Origin of the sequence: Yersinia vastinensis, assembly GCF_044905075.1 — a bacterium.
Taxonomy (GTDB): domain Bacteria; phylum Pseudomonadota; class Gammaproteobacteria; order Enterobacterales; family Enterobacteriaceae; genus Yersinia; species Yersinia vastinensis.
In genome coordinates this window covers 1260720-1279700 of the sequence record NZ_CP173260.1, presented here as the reverse complement: position 1 = coordinate 1279700, position 18981 = coordinate 1260720, and the positions used below count along the sequence as shown (strand labels likewise).

Genomic DNA, 18981 nt, shown 5'->3' with positions numbered 1-18981 from the left:
GAGTATAATTTTCAGAGGCAGCAATCGCTGTCGCCCTATGAGGAATAAGTATGTCTACCACCAGCAGCGTCCGGTTACGTCCACTGGAACGGGATGATCTGCCGTTTGTTCATCAGTTAGATAATAATGCCAGTGTTATGCGCTACTGGTTTGAAGAACCTTACGAAGCCTTTGTCGAACTGTCTGATCTGTACGACAAACATATTCATGATCAGAGTGAACGCCGCTTTATTATTGAAGGTCAGGGAGTCAAAGTCGGTTTGGTTGAATTGGTCGAAATTAACCATATTCACCGGCGCGCTGAGTTTCAAATTATTATCGACCCAGCCCATCAAGGCAAAGGTTATGCTGGTTCGGCTGCCAGACTTGCGATGGAATACGGTTTTTCTGTACTGAACTTGTATAAACTTTATCTGATCGTCGATAAAGAGAATAAAAAAGCCATCCATATCTATAGCAAATTAGGCTTTGAACTGGAAGGTGAGCTGAAACAAGAGTTCTTTATCAATGGTGAATACCGCACAGCCATTCGTATGTGCATTTTCCAGCCCCAATACTTGGCTAAATATAAAACGCCATCGATAAAGAGTGCTTAGTCGATTGGGGCCACATGGCCCCAATACATATGAATACAATCAATTCAATAAGTTAAGCAAGGTGATATTATCATTCTCATTAACTGCATCTATGTTTGATAACAAAAAGTTTTGGGCACCTTTATTATGTAATCTAAAGATATTATATGAATAAACAATATTGATAATATCGTCCTCACTTAAAGAGTCATTATGTATCACAAAAGCGCTAATAACCGATTTAATAATGAAGTAATCAATAGTATAGGCGTAAAAATCTTTATTTAACGCTTCGGTTTCACTCAATGCAAACTGATTATGGTAGAAGTTATACTGAAATAAATTACGTAAAATATGTGGATGTTGATTAAGTAAAGGCATCACTTTGTTATTCCATGTGGAGCTCAGCAACGCCATGCGTGCTTCTAGCTGATTAATATCCACATCATTCATTAAGTGATGAATTAAGAAGGCCATATAATTAAAAAACATTTTTTGACCTCTAACCTGTAAAGCGCTCACCGTCCGCCGTTGAAACATCATCAAAAAATGCCAGCGTGCATTTGTATTGAATGGAATATTAACCATTTCATTGCCTATCTCGCCCGATACCAACTTGGTATAAATTGCCTCATATAGCCCTGTGATTGTCGGTATTTTATCTTCTAAATTTTTATCAATATCTTGGCAACAGTGAATAAAAATATTCGCCCCATAAATATTCTCTTCAAAGTTCTCATTAGGGACAAGGATAAGTTGATTGCAATAAAAATTAATCATCTGCCCTTCAGGGCTAATATTCCTCTCGTTAAAATAATTTTTCTGGTTTATCACTTCATGGTTAAAGTGAAATGCATCAGGATTAAACAGGACTAATCGGGTCACCTCTGGGCAGGACAACGTCAACGTATTAAATTTCTCGGATTGATATTGATGATGACTTCGTGGGTAAGTTGAACATGTATGGCTCAATGCCTCCCCCCCCAATCGCTTATGAACTTCACACAAGCGAGCTTCATCAAGATAAGGACAATTGCCATCTTCTTTAAGGCGAATTTTAGCCCAGTTATCTGAGCTAGTACGAGTGACTAAAATATTCTTTATTGCAATATTCCGAATGGTTTTGTTTTGGCTACTTTTATATTTACGATAAGTATTTTTATCGATACCAATATCCCAGCCGTTGCAACAATGATCACGGCAATCTGAACCGACACAATTGAAGTTTTTGACAAAGTCCGGTTGAATAATTTGTAATTCTTTCACGAAATAGAGTCCTGTTTATCACTGCTCATTTATAGATAACTAGCGACACAATCACAGGCCAACTTAAATCGCATGAGAAAATGTTCTTTCACACGAGTAAAGATAATATGGAAAAATCATCTCTTACCGCAAAATCGGTCAGTTGTTGCATAAACTGCTGACTGACGCTGTCAGTGGACTCACGACAAGCATGATACGAATAGATAATATCAACCACATCATCGTCACTAATTTGTTCATTTTTAGCGAGGTGAGCACAGATTAATAATTTTAAATAAAAATAATCAATAATCTGTAGATTAAATACTGTGGCTGCTGGCTTTTCCCCCATAGCTAATTGATCATGGTGAATACGATAGAGAAAATAATGACGAAAGACTAAATTGTGTTGTATGAAAAAAGGCCATACATGCTGCGGCCATAAGTTACTTAATTTCTGTTCATTATTATCAACATCACGATGTCTATCGGCGAAGTTTTCCAGCAATGTATCCGTATAAATAGACAGTGTTTTTCTTCCACGAATATTAGGCAGTTGAGTCATAAAGTCTCGTAAGCAATCTAAGAGTTCACGACGAATTAGCGGTGCGTCATCTACAACCATTAATGCATCAGCAGCCTCCCCTGCCTCTATTTTTGCCGTTAATTCAATGCGCAGATTGTCTATCTCGGCTATTTTATTTTTGTTCACATCATAGCTGACTTGATAACTGTGCAAAAATTGGTTTATCGCCCACAGGTTTTCTTCAATAGAGGCCCGTGGAATGGTCACTGTTATTGTGGCACAGGCACGATTGACCAACCGCTCCTCAGTCACAATCTCAGGTGCTTTGTAATAGTCATATTGGTTGATAGTAGAAAAACGTAATGTTAATGCATTAGATGAAAATAAAACCTGCCGGGTAACCTCCGGGCAGGAAAGTAACATACTTTTAATTTTTTGATTTTTATAAATATGGTCAACTTGGGGGTAAGTGGCGCAACGATGACTTAATGCGTTCATACCTGCATGTTTATAAATCTGACATAACTGTTGTTCATCAAGGAAGGGACAATTCCCTTGGTTATCAGGGATAATATTGGCCCAACTCGCAAGGCTGGCTTGAGTGACAGAAATCTCGGTAACGGCAATACGTTTAATATCGGAATAAGGGCTTTTGATATATTTCTGATAACGGTTTCTATCAAGCATGACATGCTGATTTTTACAACAGTGCTCCCGACATGCTGTTCCCGCACAGCGAAATGTCTCCATAAAATCAGGCTGAGTTATCAGTAATTCTTTCACTTAACGCTTCCATTCAATAGTCACTTAGATAAGCAGCGACACATGAAAGTGTAAACTTAAATCACGCGAGATAAATAAAGTGAAAACCTGAGAAATGCTTATTGCTATCCAATGACCAGAAGCAGCCAACACCCCTGCGGCTTGAAAGATGAAGGGTGCTAGCCATAACGCCCGGTAATATAATCCTCCGTCCGCCGCTGATGCGGTGAAGTAAACAAAGCATCGGTATCATTGTATTCCACCAGCGTCCCTTGATGAATAAAGGCGGTGTAGTCTGAAACTCGGGCTGCCTGCTGCATATTATGAGTGACTAATACCACGGTATATTGCTGCTTTAATGTGGTGATTAACTCTTCAATAGTTAGGGTTGAGATAGGGTCTAGCGCCGATGTTGGCTCATCCAATAACAATACTTCTGGCTCAATCGCAATAGCTCTGGCTATCACTAAACGCTGCTGCTGCCCACTAGAGAGACGAAACGCATTTTCGCGCAGTCGGTCTTTGACCTCGTGCCACAAGGCCGCTGCGCGCAGAGAGCGCTCGACAGCATCATCCAGCACCCGCCTATCACGCATTCCTTGTAAGCGCAGGCCGTATACCACGTTTTCATAAATTGATTTGGGGAATGGGTTAGGTCGCTGAAACACCATCCCTACCCGCCGGCGCAATGCGGCAACATCGGTAGTTTTATCTGTGATAATTTCGTCGCCAAGGCGAATTTCACCGTCAAGATGACAGTTATCCAACAAATCATTCATGCGATTGAAACAGCGCAATAATGTTGACTTGCCACAGCCGGAAGGGCCAATAAGCGCAGTAACACGATGTTTGGGCACATTAAATGAAATATCGTGCAGCACCTGTTTATCGCCATAAAATAAATTGAGCTTCTCTACCGCCAGTGCAGTTTGCTCGTGGGTCAATTGCTGCACATCAAATAACGGCAGCGAATCAGGCATCAGAAGTCCCATATGTTATCCTGCGGGTTAAACAATTCAATCACAGCATCAAACCTCGGTATTTTTCACGTAGATGATGACGAATTCCGATAGCGGCCAAATTAAGTCCAACAACAATAATAACCAACAACAGTGCAGTGGCGAAAACTAATGGCCGTGCCGCTTCCACATTGGGGCTTTGGAAAGCCATATCGTAAATCTGGAAGCTTAAATGCATAAATTTGCGTTCTAAATGGAGGAACGGAAAAACCCCATCAACCGGCAGGAGTGGTGCAGATTTGACAACACCAACCAGCATCAACGGAGCCGTCTCCCCTGCGGCACGCGCTACCGCAAGAATTAGCCCGGTAATCATCGCAGGAGCGGCCATTGGTAATACAATATGCCACAAGGTCTCGGCCTTACTGGCACCGAGAGCTAACGAACCTTGCCGCAAGCTGGCAGGAATACGTGATAGCCCCTCTTCCGTGGCCACAATCACCACCGGCAATGTCAATAAGGCCAGCGTTAATGCCGCCCATAGCACGCCCGGCGTGCCGAATGTCGGGTTGGGGAGCGCTTCGGGGTAAAACAGTTTATCCAGCGAGCCGCCAATCAAATAGACAAAGAAACCGAGGCCAAATACACCATAAACAATGGAAGGTACCCCAGCCAGATTCACCACAGAAATACGGATCATCCGAGTGAGCCAGTTTTTACCTGCATACTCATGTAAATACACCGCTGCGATCACCCCCAATGGCATGACCACGATAGACATCAATATCACCATTAATACGGTGCCAAAAATAGCGGGGAATACACCCCCTTCCGTGTTGGTATTACGGGGGTTGTCAGTCAGAAACTTATGTGTTTGTGCCGCCCAATGGCTCAACTTCTGCGAAAAGCTCATATCATTGGGATACCAAGCCCGATTGATCTGGCTCAGTGACAGTGGATGAATTTGCCCATTCATATCTCGCAACAGCAGGGTATAGCGGTCTTGGTCCATTTGCAGACCACGCAATTTCTCCATCATCGCCTGATAACTACGCTGCAACTCCCCCCACTCCGCCTCAAAACGGTCTTGTGATTTGCTGTCAAAATCACCGGTCATTTGCAGGCGTTTTTTCTCCAGCCGAAGTGCCTCAAATTGCTGATTAAGCATATTCATTTGGCGAAACTGAATATCTTTAGACTGCTGAACCAAGGCTTGGACCACCGGAATCCGTTTTTGCAGTTCCTGAGCCAAGTCATTCCCCACCACCGGCTGGCCGTTATCAAGCATTCCTGCCAGAAAACCGTAAGCAGTGCCATTGTGCTGGCGGTCTAATACCAGCAAATCTTTAGGTTGGCTGCGCTGCTGAATATCGCTGTCCAAAAGACGATGGAAATCTTGCCCTTGCACCTCACGGTTACCCGTTTTAATCAGATAACGGGTTACGGTATCTCCCGCCTCTGGCGGTAAAACAACTCCCGATTGCGCTAATTGCTGGCGCGACAGTGATTGTTGTTGGTAAATCTCACCAATCACGTTGACGGGGCCTGCTGCCGTTTGCTTGAGTTCAAACAGATAAACCGGGCTGGGCCAGAAATAGCGCATTCCTTGGCCGGCTAACAATAAGACGATACCTAACAGGGCCAACAAACTGATGCTGACTGCCCCCGCCGTTAGCCAAATCCACGGTGACCCAGATGCAAACCATTTTTTGGTCAACCCCGCCGTTACACTCTTTGTCATCACGCAACCTGCTCCGTCTGATAGCGTTCACGCAACCGCAGACGAATTGACTCGGCAAGTGTGTTGACTAAGAACGTGAAACAAAACAGAACCAAGGCCGTCAGGAATAGCACCCGATAGTGACCACTCCCGACCACAGCTTCCGGCATTTCAATGGCAATATTGGCCGCCATCGCTCGTAACCCCTGAAAAATGCTGCCATCAATAATAGGGGTGTTGCCAGTCGCCATCAGTACAATCATGGTCTCGCCTACCGCACGGGCAAAACCAATCATTAATGCAGAAAAAATACCCGCATAAGCCGAGGGCAATACCACATGAATTAACGTCTGCCACGGTGTGGCTCCCAACGCCAGCGAACCTTGGCTCAATGACGGTGGCACACTGAATAAAGCATCTTCGGCCAGCGAGAAAATGACGGGGATTAGGGCAAATCCCATGGCGATACCAACCACTAGCGCGTTGCGCTGAGAATAGTTATCGCCCAACCATTCATGTAACGGCACGCCCAATACCCCTACGGCCAGTTTTGGTCCCAACCACAATGCCAGCCAACCCGTCAACACAATAACGGGCAGCAATATCATCACATCCCAACCCGCAGGTAATGGCCGCTGTGTTTTTGCTGACAACCAAGCGCTACCCCAACCACACAATAAAATAGTCAGAGCCAATAAGGGCGGTAGCAATAAAACCCCGGTCAGATAATGTTCAATTACCGGTGCTAACCAAATGCCAGCGACCAGACCGATAACCACCGTGGGGAATGCGCCCATCATCTCAATAGTCGGTTTCACGACTCGGCGTAGGCCTGCCGACATAAAATAGGCGGTATAAATCGCCCCTGCTAATGCCAGCGGAACGGCGAATAACATGGCGTAACCTGCCGCCTTTAAGGTGCCGAAGATAATGGGTATTAGGCTGAATTTGGCTTGATAACTCTCTTGTGCTGAACTCGACTGCCAAACATAAGCGGGTTCAGGATAATCTTCGTACCATACCCGTTGCCATAAGCTACGCCAGCTAATGTCAGGGTAGCGATTCTCAACAGAGTAAGCTGACCAACCTGCGGCGTTCTCAACCAGCAGATTATCCCCCCAAGGCGAGAACGCGGCATGGGTGATGCCTTGTGCCAGTTGATGTTGCAATAGCGGCGCTGACTGAATACTGGAGAAGAGTGATAACTCACCTTGTGGAGACAGTGAAGCAAATACCCGACGCGTATTTTCAGTCGTGAGTAAGCCCTTACCTGAGGGAGTAAAGCTACCAATGCGTGTCAGATGGTATTGATTATCTGGCGCTTTTGGCACATCTTGCCATTGGCTTAATACCCCATCAGGCGATTGTACCAACAGTGATTTCCCCCCCACCAGTAAAGAGAGGTTTAATGCACCTTTTAATGGCGATGGGTCATCAAGCAAAGGCACTATTTCGCGCAATGTCGGCTCCGTGCCGAATTGGTAGATATACAGCTGATGCTCGGACAAGAGATAAAGTAAACGCCCATCTGGCGTCAACAATAACTGGTTGATGGTCTTGGGCGCGTTCGCCAGTTCAGTGACCTGCTGCCCCTGCGCGTTAAACCTCCCGGCCATCACTCGGCCATCCTCGGTCACGGCAGCAATAGAAAATTGTTGTGGTTGCGGCTCTGCCAGAACCAATTGACTCAGGCGCTGGCCTGTTAAATCCATAAAACGCGGTGATTCACCAAGCGGAAATTGCCAGCGCGGCGGTGTGGTAGAAAAATCGGGTTGTAGCAGCAGAAAACGGCCATTACTTAGCCCTACACCATACAGCGGTTGCCCACCCGCAGCACGGCTGATCGAGACCGGCGGTGGTGATAGCACCTGTTCACTAATTAAACTCCCAGCGGGATATTCCCCCATGGCCTTGAGTCGAATAAAATAACCTTTGCCTTGTTGATCAATGCGATATCCTATCTGCCCCGAAGCATCAACCCCCAGCACAAGCGTGGGCGCACTGCGATTCACGGCAAAGGGTTCTTGCCACGCGATGGAGGCCGATTTAAACAGGGGCAGCACCGCGTACAATAAATAAACGAAAATTAGCATTAGGGTGAGTAAAACCAGCAGGCCACTACCCGTGACGACCATACGCACAAGACGTTCAATGACAGCCCGGCGTTTATCTCTCCCTGATTGTGTTACTACGCCCGCTTGCTGCATAATCTTCGATTGCCCCATGCCCTTACGCCATATCCCGTCTATCTTGTTATTAATCCAATCAATCATCTATACCCTAAGATGACCGAGTATCTTATGTCAGTTTTGTGGCGTTTGCATGACAATGTTTATGACGGCGGTCAATCAAGTTAACTCATGATATCTGTTGGACTTTCTTGTCAATCTTTCGCAATAATGATTATGGACACTAAATACTCCCACAATAATCTTACTGGAGTTGCAATGGGTCAGGAAAAGCTCTACACCGAAAAAGAACTCAGTTGGTTATCTTTTAATGAGCGGGTATTGCAGGAAGCGGCGGATAAGAGCAATCCACTCATTGAGCGGATGCGGTTCCTTGGTATTTACTCCAATAATCTTGATGAGTTTTATAAAGTCCGTTTCGCTGATCTGAAACGGCGCATTCTGATTAGTGAAGAGCAAGGCTCTGCTGTAACGTCTCGCCATTTGCTGAAAAAAATTCAAAGCAAAGTGGTTAAAGCTGATCAAGAATTTGACGGGCTATATAACGACTTATTGCTGGAGATGGCGCGTAATCAAATATTCTTGATTAATGAGCGGCAAATTTCCGAAAATCAGCAAGTCTGGCTAAAACAATATTTTAAACAGCATCTGCGCCAACACATCACGCCGATCCTGATTAACCACGACACCAATTTGGTGCAATTTCTCAAAGATGATTACACCTATTTGGCGGTAGAGATTATCCGAGGTCAGGACATTGCTTATGCCCTGTTGGAAATCCCGTCAGATAAAGTCCCGCGCTTTGTTAATTTACCACCAGAAGCCCCTCGCCGACGCAAGCCAATGATATTGTTAGATAATATTTTAAGGTATTGCCTTGACGAGATTTTTAAAGGCTTCTTTGATTATGATGCGCTCAATGCCTACTCCATGAAGATGACCCGTGATGCCGAATATGATTTGGTCACAGAAATGGAATCCAGCCTGTTGGAATTGATGTCATCGAGCCTGAAACAACGTCTCACTGCCGAGCCGGTGCGCTTTGTTTATCAGCGGGATATGCCCGATGAAATGGTGGAGTTACTGCGCGATAAATTGGGGATCTCGAACGATGATTCCGTCATCGCCGGTGGTCGTTATCATAATTTCAAAGATTTTATTAACTTCCCCAATGTAGGCAAAAGCAATTTGGTTAACCGGCCAATGCCGCGCCTGCGCCATATTTGGTTTGATAAATTCCGCAACGGTTTTGATGCCATTCGTGAACAGGATGTATTGCTGTATTACCCCTATCACACCTTCGAGCACGTTTTAGAATTGCTACGCCAGGCATCATTCGACCCAAGCGTATTGGCGATTAAAATCAATATTTATCGCGTCGCGAAAGATTCTCGTATTATCGAATCGATGATCCATGCCGCCCATAATGGTAAGAAAGTGACGGTGGTCGTGGAATTACAGGCGCGGTTTGATGAAGAAGCCAATATTCATTGGGCCAAAAGTCTAACGGCTGCCGGTGTACACGTTATTTTCTCCGCGCCGGGTTTGAAGATTCACGCCAAGTTATTCCTTATCTCCCGTCTTGAAGGCGAAGAGATCGTGCGCTATGCCCATATCGGCACCGGCAATTTTAACGAAAAAACGGCGCGTATTTATACCGACTATTCTTTATTAACAGCAGATGCCCGTATTACCAATGAAGTGCGTCGGGTATTTAACTTTATTGAAAATCCATACCGCCCGGTCAAGTTCGATAATCTGATGGTGTCCCCGCAGAATTCGCGCTTAATGCTGTATCAATTGATTGATCAGGAAATTATTCATGCTCAAGCGGGGGAAAGTGCCGGGATTACCCTGAAGATAAATAATTTAGTGGATAAAGGCCTGGTAGATAGGTTATATAGCGCCTCCAGTGCGGGGGTGAAAATACGCCTTTTAGTCCGTGGGATGTGTTCATTAATCCCAAATATGCCGGGGATCAGCGATAATATTCAGGTCACCAGTATTGTTGATCGTTTCTTAGAGCATGACCGGGTTTACGTCTTTGAGAATAAAGGCGACAAACTGGTCTATCTCTCTTCCGCTGACTGGATGACACGTAACATTGATTATCGTATCGAAGTCGCAGTTTCATTGCTGGACCCGAGATTAAAACAGCGGGTACTGGATATTTTAGAGCTGCTATTCAACGACACGGTAAAAGCCCGTTATATTGATAAAGAACTGAGTAATCGTTATGTACCGCGTGGAAACAGGCGCAAAGTACGTGCACAGATTGCCATCTATGATTATTTAAAAGCGCTGGAACAACCAGAGCAGTAAGGCTAAAACTATGCCGCTAACCAATAATTCGACTACCACAAAACCGCAAGAAATTGCCGCTATCGATTTGGGATCTAACAGCTTCCATATGGTGATTGCCCGCGTTGTCAACGGTGCCTTGCAGGTTTTAGGCCGCCTGAAGCAGCGGGTGCATCTGGCTGATGGTCTAGATAGCAATAATATGCTCAGTGAAGAGGCCATCGAACGAGGGCTGGCTTGTTTGGCGCTATTTGCAGAGCGTTTGCAGGGTTTCTCACCAGACAACGTCTGCATTGTCGGTACCCACTCATTGCGTCAAGCCGCGAATGCTGAGACTTTCCTCAAGCGCGCAGCTGAGGTCATCCCTTATCCGATTGAAATCATTTCTGGTCATGAAGAAGCGCGTCTGATTTTTATGGGCGTTGAACATACCCAGCCAGAGAAAGGTCGCAAACTGGTCATTGATATTGGTGGTGGTTCCACCGAATTGGTTATTGGCGAAGATTTTGAGCCACTGCTGGTCGAAAGCCGTCGTATGGGGTGCGTCAGTTTTGCTCAACAGTTTTTCCCACACGGCGAAATAAGTAAGGCGAATTTCAAACGTGCGCGTTTGGCCGCTGCACAGAAGCTGGAAAACTTGGCCTGGCAGTACCGGATTCAAGGCTGGCAATATGCGCTAGGAGCATCTGGCACCATTAAAGCGACTTACGAAGTACTGGTAGAGATGGGCGAGAAAGACGGTTTGATCACGCCTGAACGCCTCGAAATGCTAGTTGAGCAAGTATTGCAATTTAAGCATTTCTCCGCGCTGAGTTTGCCGGGGTTATCTGAAGATCGCCAGTCGGTATTCGTGCCGGGGCTGGCTATCTTGTGTGGTGTGTTCGATGCTTTAGCCGTCAAAGAGCTACGCTTATCCGATGGTGCACTGCGTGAGGGGGTGCTGTATGAAATGGAAGGCCGTTTCCGCCATCAGGATATCCGTCAACGCACGGCACAAAGTCTGGCCGAGCACTACAACATTGATAGGGAACAAGCCCGTCGAGTGCTAGAAACCACCGAACAACTTTATGGTCAGTGGTTGGCGCAGAATACCAAGCTGGCCTTGCCACAGCTCGAGGCTTTACTGAGATGGGCGGCACTGTTGCACGAAGTTGGTCTGAGCATTAATCACAGCGGAATGCACCGCCATTCGGCTTATATTCTGCAAAACACCAACTTACCTGGCTTCAATCAGGAACAGCAATTATTGCTGGCAACTTTGGTACGTATGCACCGTAAAGGTATTAAGCTCGATGAGCTACCCCGCTTGAATTTATTCAAGAAAAAACACTATTTGCCGTTAATTCAGTTATTACGTTTGAGTACATTGCTGAATAATCAACGTCAGTCGACCACCACGCCGGAAAGTCTGCAACTGATTACCGATGACAGTCACTGGACATTACGTTTCCCAGCCGGTTATCTGGCGCAAAATAATCTGGTACAGCTAGATTTTGAACGCGAGCAAGCTTACTGGGACGATGTGGTTGGTTGGAAACTGATTATTGAAGAAGCACCGCAAGAGACTGAAGCCGAAGCTCCGAAAGCATCATAAGAGTCAATCCCGAATCACTGACTCAAGTCAGTGATTCGGGTGAATGAAAGCAGCTAACATAGCTGAATCGTCAAATACGAAGGGCTTGCCCAAAGTCATTGGTGATGCAGCAAGGCAGCAAACGAATGAATCCCGATGAGCTGACTCAAGTCAGTAATTCGGGTGAATGAAAGCAGCTAACACAGCTGAATCGCCAAATGCGAAGGGCAAGAGATGAAAAGAAGACCCTCAACACAACTCACAAAAATCATCTTGCTGGTGAGTTTTCTCATTTTATTTGGCCGCTTATTGTATGCGGGGATCGCCTCTATTTCTCACCATCAAGAACGTAGGCAATCACAAGAACTTGAGCAAACTGTGGACGGCGAGCTGCCGGGGCCTCATGAGACTGATCTTAGCCCATAGATTCATATCCATAGGTTTCAAGACACAGGCTCGCCTTCGAGAAAGACTCGATAAACGAAAGTAGCCAATGCTCCTACAACTTGAAAGTTGAAGGATATATTTAGAATCAAGGACACACTATGCCAGTGCCTATCATCCCAACGCCCCTTTCTGGTGTTGTAAAAAATAAAGCTAAAAATAATGCTAAAAAACTGGCTGAAGTACGCAATCGAATTCTTTCCCTGTTATTGAATAATAAAGACTTGGTTGACAGTATTCTTGGCCGTCAGGATGACAAAAACACACTCAGTGATGAGCAACTAATTGAAAAAACAGCTGAAATAAAAAGCCTGCTTGATGACCTGCACGCAGCTGACCTTGCTGACTTACTCGAAGCATTACCCAATGACGAACGTTTGGCATTATGGCGGTTAGTCAAAAACGAGAAACGCGGCCACACACTGGTTGAAGTCTCTGAAACTGTGTGGGATACCCTGATCAAAGAGATGAGCGATAAAGACCTGTTAAAGGCAATGCGTACCTTGCATGTCGACGAACAGGCTTATCTGGCTGAATATCTGCCGCGAAACTTGATGGGTCGGTTGCTCACGTCATTGGATCCGGCCCAGCGCGCCCGCGTACGTGAAGTGATTCAATATGCTCGCGATACCGTCGGTCAGATGATGGATTTCGAGCTGGTGACTGTGCGTGCTGACGTTACGTTGGCAACAGTGCAGCGCTATTTGCGCTATCGAAAGAATATTCCTGATGCCACAGATAAACTCTTCGTCATTGATCGCAAAAATACCCTGCTCGGTGAACTTCCCCTGACAGCGATTCTCCTCAATGCACCTGATACCAAAGTTTTTCAGGTGATGGAGAGCAATCCGACTACGTTCCAGCCAGAGCAGAAAGCGGAAGACGCCGCGGGTGCCTTTGAACGTTATGACTTAATCAGTGCCGCGGTCATTGATGCCAAAGGTAAACTGATGGGCCGCTTGACCATCGAAGAGATCGTTGACGTGGTCAATGAAGAGAGTGATACCACGTTAAGACGAATGGGGGGCTTAAGCCCAGAGGAAGATGTGTTCTCCCCCGTCGGCCGCGCGGTTCGGACTCGCTGGTCATGGCTGGCTATCAATCTCTGTACCGCCTTTGTTGCTTCAAGGGTTATCGGCTTATTTGAAGATACCATCTCACAGTTAGTTGCACTGGCAGCATTGATGCCCATTGTCGCCGGTATTGGCGGAAATACGGGGAATCAAACCATTACCATGATTGTTCGTGCTTTGGCTCTACACCATATTCAGCAAGGTAACGTCACTTTCCTAATGCTGAGAGAATTGGGTGTCGCACTGATTAATGGTTTAGTCTGGGGAGGGATTATGGGCGTTGTGACCTACTTCCTCTATAACGATCCCGCTATGGGCGGCGTAATGACGTTGGCGATGATCTTAAACTTATTAATGGCCGCCTTGATGGGTGTGATTATCCCGATGACCATGGCTCGTTTAGGTCGTGATCCGGCCATCGGCTCCAGTGTCATGATCACAGCTATCACCGATACTGGCGGCTTTTTCATCTTTCTGGGGCTCGCCACCATATTCTTAGTTTAGTGGTGATGATAATCAAATAATTAATTGAGCATTGAGTGATGTGAATATCACTTGTTCGTATTCATCTATACTAAACTGCTGAATATGACCGTATTTTAAATATGACGTATTGTTATACGAGGGTTTTTCCTATTCTCGGGCAAAATAAGGCGGTATATGGATCTCAGCGCAGCTGAAAAACCGGCACCTGATAATAATACTCTTATACACATTACTATCATCAGTATAGTGGTGTTTTTGCTCGCACTTTTTTGTATCCAACTCTCTGAGCAGTCTGAAAATTTGGCTCCACTGTGGTTCCCTACCGCAGTATTGATGGTGGCTTTATTCCACCATCCGACACGCTATTGGTCGTTGCAGTTATTGACGGCAGGGATATGTATCGTCGCTGCCAATTTTATTTTATATGGTATCAGTTGGTTCCCGTTGCCATTAACCATCATCAATCTTGCAGAGTCGGCAACTGGGGCTTGGTTGCTGCGCAAATTCCTGCAACCCAAAGATCCGCTTAATAATCTGTTTAGTTGGCTCAAGTTCTCAATTTGTACTGTGGTTATTGTCCCTCTATTGAGTGGATTGGCCGCAGCATGGTACTTGTCGCCCCAAAACGGGTATTTTATGCACGTCTTGACGGTATGGTTTATGTCAGAGGCCATCGGCATGCTGGCTTTAGGGCCAGTCGGGCTACTTTACCGCCGTGGTTACTTCAATATTGCCACTAAAACCAAAGCCCTGTTCGATATGATGTGGATGATGATATTGTCGCTAGCGGCTTGCTATATCGGATTGATTTATTTTCCTTTTCCTTTCACTTTCGTCATCATGGCGTTGATATGGGTTTCCATCCGATTACCGCGATTTGAGACATTTATCCTTTGTTTTCTGTCCACATTGCTCATTGCGCTAATGATCAATTTCAACCTATTTACACTCCCGCCCGACCCCAAAATGTCGGTTCAGGCATTTTCCTTTATTCCACTGTTGATGGTATTGATCCCGCCTCACGCAATGGCAATGGTGATGCACTCATTTCGGATGGAAAAAGAGCATATTGTTGAGAGTGAAAACCGTTTTCGTAATGCCATGGAGTACTCCGCCATTGGCATGGCGCTGGTTTCACCGGAAGGTAAATGGATGCAGGTTAATCAGGCTCTGTGTAAGTTGCTCGGCTACAATCAGGATACCTTGCTCACCCTGACCTTCCAGCAAATTACCCACCCCGATGATCTTTCCGCCGACCTGAAATTACTTGATGATTTGTATTATGGTCGCATCCCCAGCTATTCGATGGAGAAACGCTACGTCCGCAGCGATGGCGAGATTGTTTGGACATTGCTCGTGGTCAGTGTGGTACGGGATCATGAACAACAACCGCTCTATTACATCTCGCAAGTCGAAGATATTAATGATCTGAAAAAGACCGAAATTATTAATCGGCGCTTGATGGAGCGCATCACTCTGGCCAATGAGGCGGGTGGAATTGGTATCTGGGAATTGGATCTCAGAACACAAGTGATCAGTTGGGATAAGCGGATGTATGAACTCTACCATGTCCCGCTAAATACCCCAGTTACTGATGATGTCTGGAAACAATATATTCACCCTGAAGATATCGACTATGTCATCAATGAATACAGTGCCGCACTTAAACAGCGCAAGCCCTACCGTTTGGAATTTAGATTACTGCTGCCGAACGGTGAAATAGTCCACCTGCGCAATCAGGCCAATATGGTGTGCGATAAAAATGGCAATATTCTGCGCCTGATTGGCACCACGCTGGATATGACCGAAATCAGGAATCTGACAGAAGCCCTGCACGAAGAGAAAGAGCGCCTACATATTACACTCGATTCCATCGGCGAGGCCGTGGTCTGTACTGATCAGGAAATGAGAATTACCTTTATGAACCCGGTGGCCGAGAAAATGACCGGCTGGGCAAATACCATCGCGCTAGGCCAGCCCATCAACCAAATCGTCAAGCTCACTAATGGAGTCGATGGCCCGGAAATTGATAACCCGATAGAGCATTGCCTTACCCACCGCCCCTACTCTTCACTGAATGAGTCAATGGTACTGCATCACCGTGATGGGCAGTACTATGACATCCAAGAGTCGGTCGCGCCGTTAAAAACACTGGAAGGAGCCGCCGTAGGGGCCGTTTTAGTTTTCCAAGATGTTGGGGAATCTCGTGCCATGATGCGCAAACTCAGCCATAGCGCGTCACACGATAATCTGACCGGCCTGCCCAATCGTGCCAATTTTGAAAATAAATTGAAGATGGCAATCCAACAAAGCATCGACCAAAACCAGCAACACGCATTGGCCTTCCTGGATTTGGACTATTTTAAAGCCGTCAATGATACAGCAGGGCACCCGGCAGGTGACGCGCTACTCAAAGAACTCAGCCAGTTGATGCGTCAGCATTTGCGCAACAGTGATTGCGTTGCGCGCCTTGGTGGCGATGAATTTGGCTTACTGATGCTTAATTGCACCCTGCCTCACGCCAAAGCCATTACCCAAAATCTGGTCACGTTGATCAACGGCTATCATTTTTACTGGGAAGAGAAGCTGTATCGCATTGGTGCCAGTGCTGGCGTGACTCAAATTAGCAGCAACAACAGCCAGCGCAGTGAAATCATGGCGCAGGCTGATATTGCCTGTTATACCGCCAAGCACAGTGGTCGTGGGCAGGTTTATCTCTATCAGCCACGGCAAAAGCAGCTACTGGCTCGCCAGCACGAGCTGCTCAGTAGAGACGATGTTGAAAGTATTCTCAATCATGACCAACTGCGGCTACAGGTGACTCCTGCCGCCCCCCCCAAAACACCACTCTCAGTGTGTTTTTATCAAGTCAGTTACGAAGTTTATCAACCACAAAGCATGATTGTCAGTCAATCGGCATTTGAAGAAGCTGCGCTGCTGTATCACTTGCAGGGGAACGTCGACGGCTGGGTGTGCGAGAAATTGTTAGTGGAACACGCCGAGGCCATTAGTCACAAAGGGTTGGCGCTGGCAATTCCGCTATCGGAGGTGGCGTTGCTCAAAGAAGACTTCCGCCAATCACTCCTGACCTTAGTACAGAACACGGTGCTACCCGCACAAAGTTTGCACTGGATGGTTGATGAGTCCACCTTGCTGCAATATCCATTTGCAATTGGGAATTTTCTTGCCAAATTACAGCAATTAGGTTGCAAGCTAATCATTAAAGAGTTTGGTCATAATCTGAATGATTTTGAGTTATTGGCGGAACACCATATTGATTATCTCAAATTTAACAGTGAATTAATTGCCCATATCCATATCAATCAAATGGACGAAGTTCTGGTGTCCATTATCAACGGTACAGCACAACGGGCCAATATCGCCACACTAGCAGGCCCTGCAGATTTAGCCCCCACTCTCAATAAATTGATCACAATTGGGGTCGATTTAGCTGACGGCGAAACCATTGGCCGCACACAACCGTTATCCGATGTGCTGAATAATGGCTATTTCGCTATCAAGTAATCCGAGACGATTGCTCCGCTGCTCACTCTAGGGTAAAGTCGGCCCCTTTTATTTGGCCTGGGGGGCAATTATGTTCATCGGATTTGACTACGGCACAGCCAACTGCTCGGTTGCCGTGATGCGGGAAGGTGCTCCCGAATTGCTGACGCTGGAAAATAATGACGTCTATTTGCCATCCATGTTGTGCGCGCCTACCCGAGAAGCAGTAAGTGAGTGCCTGCATCGTCACTGGCAAGTGCCAACAGGCAGTGACGAAAACCAGCAACTCTTACGCCGGGCCATGGCGTTTAATCGCGAAGAAGATATTCCTGTTGCTGCCGATAGCCTGACGTTCGGTCTATCCGCGCTGGCCCAATATATCGAAGACCCCGAAGACGTTTACTTTGTTAAGTCGCCTAAATCTTTCTTGGGTGCCAATGGTTTGAAGCCTCAACAATTGGCACTATTTGAAGATTTGGTCTGCGCCATGATGTTTCATATTAAACGTCAGGCAGAAACCGTGTTGGCATCAGACATCAGCCAGACTGTTATTGGTCGCCCGGTTAACTTTCAAGGTTCCGGTGGTGAAGAAGCAAACCAGCAAGCCGAAGGGATTTTATTACGGGCCGCACAACGTGCCGGTTTTCGTGATATTGCTTTTCAGTTCGAGCCTGTCGCGGCGGGGTTGGATTTTGAGGCGACCTTAACTGAAGAGAAAACCGTGCTAGTGGTGGATATCGGCGGCGGGACAACAGACTGTTCAGTGCTCTTGATGGGGCCTAAATGGCAGGGACTGGCAGACCGTCAACAAAGTCTATTAGGCCACAGCGGTTGTCGCGTTGGCGGGAACGATCTGGATATCATGTTGGCTTTTAAACAACTGATGCCACTGTTTGGCATGGGCGGCGAGACTGAAAAAGGGATTGCCCTGCCATCACTGCCTTACTGGAATGCTGTTGCCACTAACGATGTCCCGGCACAAAGCGACTTCTACAGCACCGTCAATGGCCGTTTCCTGCGTGATTTGATTCGTGATGCTGCAAATCCACATCAAGTTGAACGCTTGCTAAAAGTGTATCAGCAACGCCTGAGTTATCGCTTGGTTCGTGCCGCAGAAGAGAGCAAAATTGCGTTGTCTGAACAAGAGCACGTCGCCGCTGCACTGGATTTCGTCCAGCCAGAATTGGGTCAGACAGTCAGTCAACAACAACTGGCCGAGGCTATCTCTCAGCCCTTGCAACGCATTCAAGAGCAAGTCAGTCAGGCATTGGCAACCAGCCATATCAAGCCCGATGTGATTTATCTGACCGGCGGTAGCGCACGTTCCCCATTACTGCGGGCAGCTTTGCAACAACAACTGCCGGGTATCCCATTAGTGGGGGGAAATGATTTTGGTTCCGTGACGGCAGGGTTGGCGCGCTGGGCACAGACGCTTTTTCGCTAGAAGTTGATATTGGTTCAGGTGATCCGGTTCGGATGTTGAGTATCGGATCGGGTTTCGGTTGATCTTCATTCAATGATCTCCTGTTCTCCGTCGCCTCAACTGAGTTAGGCCGCAAGGCGGCGGCCCAACTCCCGCGTCTTGTGCGAAATATTGCCCTACGGGTAAACCTACTGCGTCTTT

The 18981-nt window shown here is 46.5% G+C and carries 12 protein-coding genes; 7 read left to right on the top strand and 5 right to left on the bottom strand.

The window, feature by feature from the left end:
- Positions 1-50: 50 nt before the first annotated feature.
- A complete protein-coding gene (speG, locus tag ACIOG0_RS05800; protein ID WP_004707799.1) occupies positions 51-596 on the top strand; it encodes a spermidine N1-acetyltransferase in 546 nt (181 codons plus the stop codon).
- A gap of 39 nt (positions 597-635) precedes the next feature.
- On the opposite strand, the gene fliB (ACIOG0_RS05795) is transcribed toward speG, so the two are convergent.
- The 5 genes from fliB (ACIOG0_RS05795) to ACIOG0_RS05775 all read right to left on the bottom strand — a co-directional run bounded on the left by fliB (ACIOG0_RS05795) (position 636) and on the right by ACIOG0_RS05775 (position 7994).
- Positions 636-1841: a flagellin lysine-N-methylase gene (gene fliB, locus ACIOG0_RS05795; RefSeq protein WP_404704941.1), complete on the bottom strand. Its 1206-nt coding sequence runs from the start codon at positions 1839-1841 to the stop codon at positions 636-638.
- A gap of 88 nt (positions 1842-1929) precedes the next feature.
- Positions 1930-3129: a flagellin lysine-N-methylase gene (gene fliB / locus ACIOG0_RS05790; protein ID WP_404704940.1), complete on the bottom strand. Its 1200-nt coding sequence runs from the start codon at positions 3127-3129 to the stop codon at positions 1930-1932.
- Positions 3130-3287: 158 nt separating this feature from the next.
- Positions 3288-4100, bottom strand: coding sequence for a phosphate ABC transporter ATP-binding protein PstB (gene pstB, locus ACIOG0_RS05785; protein WP_050101414.1), 813 nt, complete (start codon positions 4098-4100; stop codon positions 3288-3290).
- Between the two features lie 28 nt (positions 4101-4128).
- On the bottom strand, positions 4129-5808 hold the full coding sequence (gene pstA / locus ACIOG0_RS05780) for a phosphate ABC transporter permease PstA (RefSeq protein ID WP_050101413.1): 1680 nt from the start codon (positions 5806-5808) through the stop codon (positions 4129-4131).
- Entirely contained in the window at positions 5808-7994 is a 2187-nt protein-coding gene (locus ACIOG0_RS05775; RefSeq protein WP_164908359.1) for an ABC transporter permease subunit, read from the bottom strand. The genes pstA and ACIOG0_RS05775 overlap by 1 nt, the downstream gene beginning before the upstream one ends.
- A 240-nt stretch (positions 7995-8234) precedes the next feature.
- On the opposite strand from ACIOG0_RS05775, the gene ppk1 reads away from it, so the two are divergent.
- The 6 genes from ppk1 to yegD all read left to right on the top strand — a co-directional run bounded on the left by ppk1 (position 8235) and on the right by yegD (position 18801).
- Positions 8235-10298, top strand: a complete 2064-nt coding sequence (ppk1, locus tag ACIOG0_RS05770; protein WP_050101412.1) for a polyphosphate kinase 1 — start codon at positions 8235-8237, stop codon at positions 10296-10298.
- A gap of 10 nt (positions 10299-10308) precedes the next feature.
- On the top strand, positions 10309-11871 hold the full coding sequence (gene ppx / locus ACIOG0_RS05765) for an exopolyphosphatase (protein WP_050101411.1): 1563 nt from the start codon (positions 10309-10311) through the stop codon (positions 11869-11871).
- A gap of 213 nt (positions 11872-12084) precedes the next feature.
- Entirely contained in the window at positions 12085-12276 is a 192-nt protein-coding gene (locus tag ACIOG0_RS05760; protein ID WP_050101410.1) for a YfgG family protein, read from the top strand.
- A gap of 119 nt (positions 12277-12395) precedes the next feature.
- A complete protein-coding gene (gene mgtE / locus ACIOG0_RS05755; RefSeq protein WP_050101409.1) occupies positions 12396-13871 on the top strand; it encodes a magnesium transporter in 1476 nt (491 codons plus the stop codon).
- A 156-nt stretch (positions 13872-14027) separates the two neighbouring features.
- Complete coding sequence (locus ACIOG0_RS05750) at positions 14028-17378, top strand: diguanylate cyclase (RefSeq protein WP_050101408.1); 3351 nt, start codon at positions 14028-14030, stop codon at positions 17376-17378.
- 70 nt (positions 17379-17448) lie between these two features.
- A complete protein-coding gene (yegD, locus tag ACIOG0_RS05745) occupies positions 17449-18801 on the top strand; it encodes a molecular chaperone (protein ID WP_050295791.1) in 1353 nt (450 codons plus the stop codon).
- Positions 18802-18981 lie beyond the last annotated feature (180 nt).